Annotated in this window: 13 protein-coding genes; 3 read left to right on the top strand and 10 right to left on the bottom strand. The window is 57.4% G+C overall.

The window, feature by feature from the left end:
* Position 1: 1 nt before the first annotated feature.
* The 8 genes from AC3GOJ_RS06080 to AC3GOJ_RS06045 all read right to left on the bottom strand — a co-directional run bounded on the left by AC3GOJ_RS06080 (position 2) and on the right by AC3GOJ_RS06045 (position 8,468).
* On the bottom strand, positions 2–442 hold the full coding sequence (locus AC3GOJ_RS06080; RefSeq protein WP_488236576.1) for an FKBP-type peptidyl-prolyl cis-trans isomerase: 441 nt from the start codon (positions 440–442) through the stop codon (positions 2–4).
* A gap of 41 nt (positions 443–483) precedes the next feature.
* Positions 484–987 (bottom strand): signal peptidase II, encoded by a 504-nt coding sequence (gene lspA / locus AC3GOJ_RS06075; protein WP_488236575.1) that lies wholly within the window; start codon positions 985–987, stop codon positions 484–486.
* 7 nt (positions 988–994) lie between these two features.
* Complete coding sequence (ileS, locus tag AC3GOJ_RS06070; protein ID WP_488236574.1) at positions 995–3,841, bottom strand: isoleucine--tRNA ligase; 2,847 nt, start codon at positions 3,839–3,841, stop codon at positions 995–997.
* Between the two features lie 13 nt (positions 3,842–3,854).
* Complete coding sequence (locus tag AC3GOJ_RS06065) at positions 3,855–4,868, bottom strand: bifunctional riboflavin kinase/FAD synthetase (protein WP_488236573.1); 1,014 nt, start codon at positions 4,866–4,868, stop codon at positions 3,855–3,857.
* Positions 4,869–4,925: 57 nt separating this feature from the next.
* Complete coding sequence (locus AC3GOJ_RS06060) at positions 4,926–6,293, bottom strand: N-acetylmuramoyl-L-alanine amidase (RefSeq protein ID WP_488236572.1); 1,368 nt, start codon at positions 6,291–6,293, stop codon at positions 4,926–4,928.
* The gene (tsaE, locus tag AC3GOJ_RS06055; protein WP_488236571.1) at positions 6,290–6,766 is read right to left on the bottom strand and encodes a tRNA (adenosine(37)-N6)-threonylcarbamoyltransferase complex ATPase subunit type 1 TsaE; all 477 of its coding nucleotides are present in this window, start codon (positions 6,764–6,766) and stop codon (positions 6,290–6,292) included. The genes AC3GOJ_RS06060 and tsaE overlap by 4 nt, the downstream gene beginning before the upstream one ends.
* A gap of 91 nt (positions 6,767–6,857) precedes the next feature.
* Positions 6,858–7,091, bottom strand: coding sequence for a DUF2798 domain-containing protein (locus AC3GOJ_RS06050; RefSeq protein WP_488236570.1), 234 nt, complete (start codon positions 7,089–7,091; stop codon positions 6,858–6,860).
* 207 nt (positions 7,092–7,298) lie between these two features.
* Positions 7,299–8,468, bottom strand: a complete 1,170-nt coding sequence (locus AC3GOJ_RS06045) for a TsoY family (seleno)protein (protein ID WP_488236569.1) — start codon at positions 8,466–8,468, stop codon at positions 7,299–7,301.
* Between the two features lie 105 nt (positions 8,469–8,573).
* Between AC3GOJ_RS06045 and AC3GOJ_RS06040 the strand changes: the two genes are divergently transcribed.
* Entirely contained in the window at positions 8,574–9,047 is a 474-nt protein-coding gene (locus tag AC3GOJ_RS06040; protein WP_488236568.1) for a WbuC family cupin fold metalloprotein, read from the top strand.
* Between the two features lie 10 nt (positions 9,048–9,057).
* The gene (gene queG / locus AC3GOJ_RS06035) at positions 9,058–10,152 is read left to right on the top strand and encodes a tRNA epoxyqueuosine(34) reductase QueG (protein ID WP_488236567.1); all 1,095 of its coding nucleotides are present in this window, start codon (positions 9,058–9,060) and stop codon (positions 10,150–10,152) included.
* A gap of 18 nt (positions 10,153–10,170) precedes the next feature.
* On the opposite strand, the gene AC3GOJ_RS06030 is transcribed toward queG, so the two are convergent.
* The gene (locus AC3GOJ_RS06030) at positions 10,171–10,395 is read right to left on the bottom strand and encodes a YgaP family membrane protein (RefSeq protein ID WP_488236566.1); all 225 of its coding nucleotides are present in this window, start codon (positions 10,393–10,395) and stop codon (positions 10,171–10,173) included.
* A gap of 106 nt (positions 10,396–10,501) precedes the next feature.
* Here AC3GOJ_RS06030 and AC3GOJ_RS06025 point away from each other — a divergent pair, with 106 nt between their 5' ends.
* Complete coding sequence (locus AC3GOJ_RS06025; RefSeq protein WP_488236565.1) at positions 10,502–10,849, top strand: carboxymuconolactone decarboxylase family protein; 348 nt, start codon at positions 10,502–10,504, stop codon at positions 10,847–10,849.
* Here the strand turns inward: AC3GOJ_RS06025 and AC3GOJ_RS06020 are convergent, their stop codons facing one another.
* Positions 10,850–12,256, bottom strand: a complete 1,407-nt coding sequence (locus AC3GOJ_RS06020; RefSeq protein ID WP_488236564.1) for an RsmB/NOP family class I SAM-dependent RNA methyltransferase — start codon at positions 12,254–12,256, stop codon at positions 10,850–10,852. It lies immediately after the preceding gene.
* Positions 12,257–12,258 lie beyond the last annotated feature (2 nt).

Here is a 12,258-nt window from a genome sequence, read left to right as displayed (position 1 = left end):
GTCACAGCAATCCGATAATCTGCACTTCAAAACGCAGGCTTTTACCGGCCAGCGGGTGATTAAAATCCATCAGTGCATGGGTGTCATCGAGTTCACGCACAAACCCGGCAAATTCGGCACCTTCCGGTGACGTGAATTCGACCAGGGTATTTTCCTTGAGATCGTCCGCCACAGGCAACGCGCTGCGCGCGATCCGCTGCACTAATCCGGGGTTATGCTGACCAAAACCGGCTTCGGCCGGTACTTCGAAAATCGCATGCTCACCGGGCACCAAACCGACCAGACAGGCTTCCAAATTCTCGTTCAGCTCGCCATTACCCAGCATGATCGTGGCCGGACCCAGATCAAAGGTACTGACGACCTCTTCCCCATCCTGCGTGGTTAACCGGTAATGCAGTGTAAGGAAACTATCTGCTTCAATCCGGGGTGTGGTGTCTTGCACGGTCTGCTCCCTGCATGCCCGTTGGCATGCGACGTGTTCCGCTAGGGTTTCTGCGGCGATTGTTTCTGAAAAAGCACATACAGCACCGCACCAACACACACGGCACTATCTGCGATATTAAATGCGGGCCAATGCCAGCCGGCAGCATGAAGATCGATAAAATCAATCACCATGCCCAGCCACAAGCGGTCAATCAGGTTCCCCAGTGCACCACCCATGATCAGCACCAACCCGGTAGCCAGCCAGTTCCAGCAGGATAACTGTCGCAGCTGCCAGATAATCCAGCCGGAAATCCCCAGCGCAATGGCGCTGAAAAACCAGCGCTGCCAACCGGCATGGTCGGCCAGGAAACTGAACGCGGCACCAGGGTTGAATACCAGCACGAAGTTCAAAAATGCTGTCAGCTCAATCGCCTCACCCGGTACAAAGGTATTGAACACCCAGAGTTTGCTCAGCTGATCCAGCACAATCACGGCCAGTGCGGCCAGCAAACCGGGCACCAGAAGGCTTCTAGCTTTTCGGGGTGCCGCGGATGGGTTACGCATCGTGACATCATGCATGGACACGGATTTCGCCTTCCCCGTGAACATTGCTGATACAGCGGTCACACCAACCCGGATGCGCCGGGTCTTGGTGCACGCTCTCGCGTTGATGCCAGCAACGTTCACATTTGGCGTAGGTATTCGCGGTCACCGTCACATTGAGCGACTCCCCCAGAGTGACGGTTGCACCGGAACTGATCAGCACGAACTTGAGATCATCGCCCAGGCTTGCCAGTGCAGCGGCGTCATCGGCCGGCGCAATAATCGCCACATCGGCTTGTAGCGAGGAACCAATAACGCCTTCACTGCGTACGGCTTCCATGGCTTTGGCGACCTCGGCACGCACGGCACGAATTCTCGCCCACTTGGCCACCAGTGCATCAGCATCTGCGACTGCCGGTAACGGCTCGGCATCCGACAGCATGATCGATGCTGGCAAATTCGGATTTTTATTGGCGAGCAGCGACCACACTTCTTCTGTCGTAAACGACAGAATCGGGGCCATCAGGCGCAGCATCGTCTGCGTGATCAACCACAGCGCTGTCTGGGCGGAACGGCGGGCCCGTGAATCCGGCGCCGTGGTGTACAGGCGGTCCTTGAGCACATCCAGATAAAACGCCCCCAGATCTTCGGAACAGAAATTCTGCAGCGACTGCACGATATGGTGGAAGTCGTAGCGGTTGTAGTCATCTTCCACGGTGACTTGCAGGGCACGCGCCATCTCGATGGCATAACGATCAATTTCCAGCATCTCCGTCACGAGCACACCATCCACGGCCGGATTGAAGTCATCCGTATTGGCCAGCAGGAAGCGCACCGTATTTCGGATCCGACGGTAGCCCTCCACCACCCGCTTGAGAATTTCGTCGGAAATGGTTAATTCACCGGAGTAGTCAGTGCTGGCCACCCAGAGGCGCAGAATTTCGGCACCCATCTTGTCGGCCACTTCCTGCGGATAGATCACATTCCCCACCGACTTTGACATCTTGCGGCCCTTGCCGTCCACCACGAAGCCATGCGTCAGCAGGCCCTTGTAGGGCGCACGACCATCGAGCGCACAACCGGTCAGAAGCGACGACTGGAACCAGCCGCGATGCTGATCCGAACCTTCCAGATACAGATCCGCCGGCCACGCATGCTCGTCGGCATGAGAGCCACGCATCACATGCCAGTGGGTCGTACCCGAGTCAAACCAGACATCCAGCGTGTCGGTCAGTTTGCGGTAATCCTTGGCTTCGTCACCCAGCAGCTCAACCGGGTCGAGCTGGAACCAGGCCTCGATGCCTGACTGCTCGACGCGTTTGGCCACGGCTTCAATCAGCTCGGGTGTCCGCGGATGCAGTTGATTGGTTTCCTTGTTCAGGAAGAACGGAATCGGCACCCCCCAGTTACGCTGGCGAGAGACACACCAATCCGGCCGGTTACGGATCATCGCTTCCAGACGTGCCCGGCCCCAGGCCGGATAAAAATGCGTGTCAGCCACGGCGACTTCGGCCAGATGGCGCAGGGAAGAGGCACCCGGTTTCGGCGGCATATCCATACCGACAAACCATTGCGTGGTCGCCCGGAAAATGATCGGGGTCTTGTGACGCCAGCAGTGCGGATAGCTGTGCTGAAGCTTGACCTCGGCCAGAAGTCGATGAGCATTGCGCAGGGTTTCCAGCACTTTCGGGTTGGCTTCCCAGACAGTCAAACCCGCCAGCGCAGTTTCAGGTAACGGCAAAGTCTTCTGCAGGAAACGACCGTCGTCACCCACTGGGTTTTCAACCGGCAGACCGTACTTCTTACCGATATTAAAATCATCAACCCCATGGGCCGGTGCGGTATGTACCATGCCGGTACCGGCATCCGTGGTCACATGCTCACCGCAGATGATCGGCACGTCCTTACTGTAGAAAGGATGGCGCAGCAGCACGTGTTCCAGTGCGGCGCCCGTACACTTGCCCAGCACCTGCCCCTGCAACTCATAACGCTGCAATGCGCCTTCAGCCAGATCGGCACCCAGGATCAGATTGCCTTTGGCCGTGCCCACCAGCACATATTCAACCGTCGGATGCACACTCACAGCCTCATTCGCCGGCAGCGTCCAGGGCGTTGTTGTCCAGATCACGGCAAAAGCCGGGCCTTCCAGGTGATCCAGACCAAAGGCCTGGGCCAGTTTTTTGGCATGACTGTCATGCACTTCAAAGGCCACATCAATGGCGGGCGAGTGCTTGTCCTCATATTCGACTTCCGCCTCGGCCAGCGCAGAACGACAGTCCAGGCACCAGTTTACGGGCTTCAGGCCCTGATACAGATATCCATCCGCCAGCATCTTGCCCAGGGCACGAACCTCGTTGGCTTCGGCGCTGAAGTTCATCGTCAGATAAGGGTTACCCCAGTCACCCAGCACGCCGAGACGGATGAAGTCTTTCTTCTGACGCGCCACCTGCTCGGCGGCATAGACACGGCACAATTTGCGGACTTCATCGGCCGGCAGATTGCGGCCATGCTGTTTTTCGATCTGGTGTTCGATGGGCAGGCCGTGGCAATCCCAACCCGGTACGTACTGGGCATCAAAACCGGCCAGGACCTTAGAGCGGACAATGGTGTCCTTGAGGATTTTGTTGACCGCATGGCCGATATGGATATCGCCATTAGCGTACGGCGGGCCGTCGTGCAGCACAAAGCGCGGTCGACCCTGGGTATGCGCCTGGATCTTCTGGTAGAGACCATCCTGTTGCCATGCCTCGACCCATTGTGGTTCGCGTTTCGGAAGATCACCACGCATGGGAAACGGCGTGTCCACCAGATTCAGGGTGGCACGAGCCGCCTTGCTCGCATCAGAAAGGGCTGCGTTCTTGGATTTGTCAGTCATGGGAATACGTGTCTTACACCGTTAGCTGAGATTCAAAATAGGCATGCGCCTGCGCCATATCCTCACGGATCTGGGCAGTCAGCGCATCAAAACCGGCAAAAGTCATCTCATCGCGGAGCTTTGCCAGGAAACGAACATCAAGGTGGGCGCCATACAGGTCACCCGAGAAATCGAAAAGATGCACTTCCAGTAGCGGGCGGGTATCGCCACCGAGCGTGGGTCGATAACCGAGATTGGCGACACCGCGATAACGATGTGAGGGCTGGGGCACGGCCTGATCCGTATCATCCAACCCCACATCGACCACAAACACGCCACGCAGCGGCAACGGGTTATGACGAATCTGCACATTGGCGGTGGGTACGCCGATGGTGCGCCCCAGCTGCCGGCCATGAATCACCCGGCCTTCCATGGCGTAGGGATAGCCGAGCAAAGATTCGGCCCGGGCCAAGTCACCCGCTGCCAGAGCCTCTCGCACCTGGGAGCTAGAAATCCGTGCAGCCCCCAGACATGCCGAGTCCAATGCCGACACACTGAAACCATGCACCGCACCGAGTGCTTGCAATTGACTAAAATCGCCAGCGCGACGAGCGCCAAAGCGGAAGTCATCGCCAATCAGCACATGCCGGGCCTGCATCGCATCAACCAGCACCTGCTGAACAAAAGCCTCCGGACTCAGCGCCGCAAAAGGCGCATCAAACCGGCAGACCCGGGTTTCGGCAACACCGGCCAGGGCCAACGCTTCCAGCTTTTCCCGCAGGGTATGCAGACGTGCCGGTACCTGAGGTACGCCGGGCGTCACAGACGCCGGTCCGGCCACAACACCGGCCCTGGCGGCCTGACTGGCAAAGAACTCGCGTGGATGAGGTGCAAAGGTCAGGACGCTCGGCTGCAACCCGCGCAAGACTGCCTCAGCCTTAAGCTGACGCAGCAACGCCTGATGCCCGAGGTGCATGCCATCAAAATTACCGATGGTCACTGCCGCAGGCAATCTGGCAGGTAAATTCAGTCCGCGTACAACACGCATAAATCAGACGCAGGGTTCCGGAAGAAAACCCTGCATTATAAAGCTTACCTGACGAATTCAGCCGCTTCGGGTGCCGGCATGTACCGGATTCCGCGCCAGATACTGACGAATTCCGCGCATAATCGCCTCGGCCAACTTATCCTGGTACTCCTCGTCGTTAAGCCGCTTTTCTTCTTCGGGGTTGGAAATAAAGGCCGTTTCTATCAACACCGAGGGAATATCAGGGGCTTTCAGCACGGCAAACCCCGCCTGCTCGACCGATGATTTGTGCAGAGCGTTCACGCTACCCAGGTTCGAAAGCACGGATTTACCCAGTTTCATACTGTCATTTTGCGTGGCAGTTTGCGTCAGATCCATGAGTGTTCGCGCTAGATGCGGGTCAGATACGGTGAAATTAACCCCGCCCACTTTGTCCGCCTCGTTTTCCTTCTGGGCCAGATACCGGGCCGCCGCACTGGATGCCCCTTTTTCTGACAAGACAAAGACTGAAGAACCGCGCGCCTCGGGTTTAATCCAGGCGTCCGCATGAATCGACACAAACAGATCTGCCTGCGCTTTGCGGGCCTTCTGCACGCGGGTCTGCAAAGGCACGAAGAAATCCCCGTCCCGGGTCAGCGCCACCCGCATACTGGGGTCAGCCTCAATACGCTGACGCAAACGACGGGCAATCGACAGCGTCACATTCTTTTCCATAGAGCCTCGTGCACCAATCGCGCCCGGATCTTCGCCACCGTGCCCCGGATCCAGCATGATGGTCACCATCTTTCCGTTCTTCTTCGACGGTTTCAGCGGTTCGTCACTGCGTTTTTCTGCGATTTTTTGAGGCGCTTCCGGCTCGCTCGGCGCTGGCCGTTCACTCGGTTTTTCAGCCAGCGGTTTAGCGGGCTCCGGCCGCGATGGTTCTGCCACAGCCTTGGCAGGCGCAGGTACAGGTGCACTCGGTTTCGCCGAGACCAATTGCATTAGTGGGTCCTGCGGCACGGCCGGGTAGATATCCATCACCAACCGGCTCTGATAGTCCCCAACGGGTGCCAGATTGAACACCTGGGGCGCAACCTCCCCCTTCAGATCCATAACCAATCGCACGACACCCGGCTTGTTATTGGCAGCCCGCAACTGGCGGATATACGGGTCATTTGGCCCGACCTTATCGCCCAGGCTTTTCAGCACACCATTGAGCTCTATACCCTCGATATCAACGACCAGCCGCTCCGGGTTATGCACGATCGTCTGCGTAAACTTGACCGGACCCTTATGCTCAATCGTCACCCGCGTGTAGTCCTCAGCCGGCCAGACACGCACCGCCACAATGGATGACCCATTGGCAACGCTCGCCGCCAGCGCACCGACAGGCGTCACCGCCAACAGCCAGAGCGAGCCTGCGCCGCGCAGCAGCTGACGGCGATCCGAGCCTTGACGACTCACGCCAGACGCTCCAGGCAGCTTTGTCCCTGTTCGGTGCGGGCGACCACTTCGAGAACCCGACCACCATGAGCCGAATCGCTCAAGGAGACCACCCAATCCGGCGGTGGTAAATGGCCGGCAGCCCGACCAGGCCACTCGACAAAGCAGAGTCCGGGCACACTGAAATACTCATCAAAACCGGCCTCGCTAAAAGCCTCTGGCGTCTCCAGACGGTACAGATCAAAATGACAGAATTGACGGCCAGCCACCTGATAGAGCTCCAGCAGCGGATAAGTCGGGCTTTTAACGCGTCCCTCGAAACCGAAGCCGCGCAGAACGGCGCGAACCAGCGTGGTTTTACCGGCGCCAAGATCGCCCAGCAGATCGACATGAAATCGGGAAGCGGCATGTGCAGCAGGCAGTGCACGTGCAATCACCCCACCCAGGGCCTGCGTTGCCTCCTCATCCACCAGCTCGAAACGTAAAACGGACATCGAAACCTCATCAAAGTTTCGCTATGGTGCCCGAGGCGGCTAAGGATGGCTAGTAGTCCGGCAAAATCTGTGAGCCCCCTGCACGCATGGTTCAGGGCGTTTCTACCCAACGGGCCGCAAAACGACGCGCTAACGGGGCAAGGTAATAAATTACCGGTACGGCAATCACATAGGCGATGACGTATGCCCGCATCCAGCTTATGAAGAAACCATCGACCCAGCCCAGGTTAATCAACGTAATAAAAAACGTCATCACGAAGACCATCTTGGCCCCCATGACCAGCGAAAAAACGAGATGAAAATACTTACGATGTAATTTGGGCATAAACAGCGGTTCTCGAAACTCAGTAATAAACCCGACAACAACCGGGGCAAGACGGCGTAGGGCCCACCAGCAGGTTAGCCAGCGCCAACCATAGAAGCAAGAGCAGGAGGAGTAGTGGCAACCATAATATGGGGCGGCGGCAAAACTTGCCTCGCATGCGATCTAAAATACGGCGCCTGCTGTCCTGACGCACCGCTCCATCCACGATTAATGTGCTGCTTTCGGCATGGCCGTGCGCATCAGGCGAAGAAACAAGCCAAACGTGGCAATCTGCAGCACCATCAGAAAGGTCAATGGCATCCACATCGTCAGCGAGTCGACGACTTCCAGTGGTGCCAGCCCCCGGAAAACGACGAACATCCCCAGCACAAACAATCCGACGCCCGGACAAATCAGTGAAAAGCTGGCGGCCTGGGGCTGCTCGGTCACCAGATATCGCCAACCGTTATTGCGATTCATCACTGCCCGTCCGAGCAGATAAAAAAATAACTGGACCGCCATGAAGAGCAGCAAAACAGCCGCGGGCAGCACCTTGCCGACCTGAACGCCCCATACATGCTGCGCACTCATCAGCAAACGGAAAGCGGCAATACCAAGAATCGTTGAAACGGGGATCGCCATCCAGAGTGTCCCTGAAGCAGCCGGTTTGACACCGTCGCTCATCATTCGCGGAAACTGCACCACAAAGTGCGCTGAAGCGATTAAGAGTGCAAACACCATGAGAATCACGGCCCCGGCAAAACCGATACCGGCGGTGACCTTATGATGGCTCATGGCCGCCGAGGCCGAAAAACCGACACCCAGCATTGCAAATGTAAACGCCGGAAACATACCGGCCAAACCACTCCCTGCATTATCCGATGCACTCTGATAGAGCGCCGAAAGATGATCCATCCACAGCACCACAGCATCGACCGCAATCAGGAAAAAGGCCAGTAGCGCCCCCGGAAATAGCATCTCGCGTAGCTCCCAAAGCCCAGGCACAAAGACCAGACCGATGATAAACAGCACATTCACCATCATGGCCAACACTAGCGGTCGCACCATCATCTGCAATCCCATATGAGATTGCCAAAAGGCGCTGAACTGCGGTGACTTCTTGAATGCCGCAAGCCCCTTCATCATCCAGACCACAAGCGCCAGGTGGATCAGAGCAAAGATCAGAATACCGGCCTGCATGGCACGCACAAAGATACCCGCAAGATCGCTACTGGCCGCGTAAACCTGCAATGTCTCAAAAACCGGGACAGGAACCCCATCATGGGGCGTTAGGAACAACAGCCACATGAACAGGCTGACCGTTAGACCGCCCGCACCCAGTGTCGCCAGGCCATGCAGAGGGACGAATGTATTATCTGCCGTTTTGTTGTGCTTCATGCTAGATTCACCTCCAGCCCACGGGGCTCAGTTTGCCAATGCGGCCGAGTCAAAGCTCGTCTTAGTATATTATATACTGATATATATCGTTAATCTAAATCTAGCATGCCGACCCGAAAAATTGACCGCTCACTGCTTCAGCAAACCGCCAACGACGCCCGCTTGTCGCCGCGCGGCCGTAAGAACGCCAACTTCCATCCCAACGATGCATTTCCTTCGCATCGGCTCATCAATGCCATGCAACCCGGCTCCTACGTGCGCCCTCACCGCCACCTGGATCCGTACAAGGACGAAACTATTCTGGTCCTACAGGGACGTTTCGGTTACCTGAGTTTTGATGACCATGGCGTGATTGTCGAAGCCATCGAACTGAAGGCTGGTGGCGACACACTGGGCATCGACATCCCGAATGGCACCACACATACCATTCTGGCGCTGGAAGTGAACAGCGTCTTTTTTGAAGCCAAAGCTGGCCCCTTTTTGCCGCTGAGCCCGGATGAAATTGCTGCCTGGTCCCCCGCTGAAGGCACTGCCGAAGCCACAGACCTCTGGAACCTCTGGCGCGCACGCTTTGCCTGAACCCTCTGTCATGCCTGTCGCCTTCAATTCGGCAAAGCCGGTACACCAACCGCTTGATCCACAGCAAATCCGCAGTTTTATCGAAGATACTGCCGCAACCCTGGGCTTTTGTGAAGTCCGCGTAGGCGCACCGGTTATCGGCATCACCGCACAGGCACGACTGGATCACTGGTTGAACGATGGGATGCACGGCACGATGGCGTATATGGCACGCCACGCCGAACTGAGAAAATCGCCGGGCGCGCTGTTGCCGGGTACCTGTAGCATCATCAGCGTTCGCTTACCCTACTGGCCGGAAGACCCTCAGACGCCCCAGGCCTACGCACAACTCGCAAATCCCCAGGCAGCCTATATCTCCCGCTATGCGCTGGGACGCGACTACCACAAGGTCATTCGGCAGCGTCTCCAGAAACTGGCTGATGCCATCAGCAACCGATACGGTGCTTTTGATTACCGGGTCTTCACCGACTCCGCGCCGGTCATGGAAGTTGCCCTCGCCCAGCAGGCCGGCCTTGGCTGGGAAGGCAAACACACCTTATCCCTGACCCGTAGCGGCTCCTGGTACTTTCTTGGAGAACTGTTTACCAACCTGCCGCTCCAACCTGATGCCCCGATTGATGCCCATTGCGGTGATTGTCAGCGTTGTCTTGACGCCTGTCCCACGGGTGCCATTACTGAACCCTACCAGGTGGATGCCCGGCGCTGTATCAGCTATCTGACGATCGAGCATGACGGAGAAATCCCCGTCGAATTACGCCAAGCCATGGGGAATCGCATTTATGGCTGTGACGATTGCCAGCTGGTTTGTCCCTGGAATCGCTTTGCCGTGAGCGGTGACCCGGCCTTCGCCCCCAGACACGGACTCGATCAGGCAAGCCTGCTGGCACTCTACGAATGGACGGAGGCCGAATTCCTTATCCGCTTGGAGGGTAGCCCGATCCGCCGTATCGGCTACGAGCGCTGGCTACGCAACATCACCGTCGCTTTGGGCAACGCCCGCCCCACCCCGGCCATTATTGAAGCGTTGACGCATAAAAAAACCCACGCGAGTGCGTTGGTTAAAACGCACATCGAGTGGGCTTTGACGCAATTAACACAATGCTAAAGGCGCCGAACTAAGCCGTTATTTGCAGTCCGTTTTACAACCCGTACCGCAACCGGTTCCACAACCGCCAGTCTTACAACCGAAGATGCTGTAAGCCGGGCAATAACGGAACAAGCCGGTCAACAGGGGAACAACACCGATATAGCCCCAGGCCGGGATCGTCTCGGTCGCTGCCAGACCAACCAGCACGAGACCAACCACGATACGAAGGATGCGGTCCAGACCGCCGACATTCTGAGTCATTTTATTTCTCCTGTTAAAAGCTGAAGGGTTTGAACCACAGACTTCAATATTATATATAATTATAGATCTTAGCAATCCTAACACATCTCAACCCAAGGAGTCTGCCATGTCTGAAAAATCCTTTAAGACCGTCACCCAGGAACTGAGCAAGGGCCTCGCCCAATTCCGTGGTCAGGTGCCGGATGTGCAGGCCGGTTTCAGCGCACTCCACCAGGCTGCCATGAAAGAGGGTGCACTGGATGCTCTGACCAAGGAACTGATTGCGCTGGCCATCGGTGTTGCTGCCCGTTGCGATGGCTGCATCGGTTTCCACACCCAGGCCCTGATCAAACTTGGCGTGACCAAAGCCCAACTGGCCGACATGCTCGGCGTTGCTGTCATGATGGGCGGCGGCCCATCGCTGATGTATGCGGCAGAAGCGATGCGCGCCTACGAAGAATTCGGTGGCCAGTAATTAGATTTTTTTGCGCCAGATCGCCGCAAAAAAGCCATCCGTACCATGGCGATGCGGCAACAACTGCAGGCCCGGCAGACCAGTCGGGCCATTGAGCAGCGTATCGGCCGGTAACTCGATACCCACCGCTGCCAGCTGTGCCACAGGATCCACGACTTCGAACTGCGGATGGGCGTCACTGAAAGCCTGCTGAACCAGCGCATTTTCCACAGCCAGTAAGCTGCAGGTCGCATAAACCAGCACACCGCCTGGCCGCACCAGGGGTGCCGCTGCCTCCAGAATCTTGCGCTGAATCTCGGTCAGTTCGGCAATCTGCTCTGCCGTTTGCCGCCACTTCAGATCCGGGTTACGACGCAGGGTGCCCGTCCCAGAACAGGGGGCATCGACCAGAACGCGGTCAAACTTTCCGGCCAGGCGCTGGATCCGGTCATCCCGCTCATGCGCCAACCGAATCGTCTGTACATTCGAAAGCCCGGCACGGGCGACTCGCGGTCCAAGCTTGGCCAACCGCTTTTCCGAAATATCGGCGGCATACAGACGGCCGGTATTCTTCATCAGGGCGCCCAGCAGCAGCGTCTTGCCACCCGCACCCGCACAGAAGTCCAATACCATTTCACCGCGCTTCGGCGCCACCAGCGCCGCCAGGATCTGGCTGCCCTCGTCCTGCACCTCCATATCGCCCTTTACAAACGCCGGATGCCGCTGAATGGCCGGCTTGCCTTCCAGACGCATGCCCCAGGGTGAATATGGTGTTTCCTGTGCAGTGATCCCGTGCTTTTCCAGTTGCGCCAGAATTTCCGGGCGACGGGCGTGAAGCGGATTAATGCGTAAATCCAGCGGTGCCGGTGTCAATAAGACACGAGCCAGCGCATCCGTTTCCTCAGCCGGCATGCCAGTCAAAGCCTCTTCAAGCCAGTTCGGCCACTCGTGGCGCACCGCAGCGTCGCCCTTCTCCTGACCGGCCGCCTTCAGACGGCCAAACCATTCCGTATCCTCACCCTTGATCAGATGCTCGATTTCGCGCAAATTACGTCCCTGCAAGCGCACCAGTGCCGCCAGCACGAGATAGCGTGCTTCATTCGGACTTGGCGGCTCGGACCGGCTCACCACATCACGCAGACTGCGCAGGTGGCGGAGTACTGAATAAATCAGCTCGGCAATACGTCCGCGGTCGGTATGTCCCATCTCACGATGATTTTTAAAATAGTTGGACAGCACGCCATCGGCCGGTCGCTCGAATTTGAGCACCTCGGCCAGCAAACTGATCGCCTGCGCCACAAAGGGACGCGGCAAAGCGAGCTCAGCGGCACTCTTCGGTTCCGCAGGGGTTTGCGACGCTGTAGGGCGGCGCTTGGCGTTGGGGGTAGATGAGCGCTTCTGTGCAGGCGCTGGTTTTTTTTTAGTCATAA

The sequence above is a fragment of the Fluviibacter sp. genome (genome assembly GCF_057744235.1).
The sequence above is the reverse complement of the archived record's forward strand: the minus strand, read 5'-3'. Positions and strand labels throughout refer to the sequence as shown.

Coding starts and splice junctions, on each gene's coding strand:
- lspA (WP_488236575.1), bottom strand. CDS start 987: ATGCGTAACCCATCCGCGGCACCCCGAAAAGCTAGAAGCCTTCTGGTG.
- ileS (WP_488236574.1), bottom strand. CDS start 3,841: ATGACTGACAAATCCAAGAACGCAGCCCTTTCTGATGCGAGCAAGGCG.
- AC3GOJ_RS06065 (WP_488236573.1), bottom strand. CDS start 4,868: ATGCGTGTTGTACGCGGACTGAATTTACCTGCCAGATTGCCTGCGGCA.
- tsaE (WP_488236571.1), bottom strand. CDS start 6,766: ATGTCCGTTTTACGTTTCGAGCTGGTGGATGAGGAGGCAACGCAGGCC.
- AC3GOJ_RS06050 (WP_488236570.1), bottom strand. CDS start 7,091: ATGCCCAAATTACATCGTAAGTATTTTCATCTCGTTTTTTCGCTGGTC.
- AC3GOJ_RS06045 (WP_488236569.1), bottom strand. CDS start 8,468: ATGAAGCACAACAAAACGGCAGATAATACATTCGTCCCTCTGCATGGC.
- AC3GOJ_RS06040 (WP_488236568.1), top strand. CDS start 8,574: ATGCCGACCCGAAAAATTGACCGCTCACTGCTTCAGCAAACCGCCAAC.
- queG (WP_488236567.1), top strand. CDS start 9,058: ATGCCTGTCGCCTTCAATTCGGCAAAGCCGGTACACCAACCGCTTGAT.
- AC3GOJ_RS06030 (WP_488236566.1), bottom strand. CDS start 10,395: ATGACTCAGAATGTCGGCGGTCTGGACCGCATCCTTCGTATCGTGGTT.
- AC3GOJ_RS06025 (WP_488236565.1), top strand. CDS start 10,502: ATGTCTGAAAAATCCTTTAAGACCGTCACCCAGGAACTGAGCAAGGGC.
- AC3GOJ_RS06020 (WP_488236564.1), bottom strand. CDS start 12,256: ATGACTAAAAAAAAACCAGCGCCTGCACAGAAGCGCTCATCTACCCCC.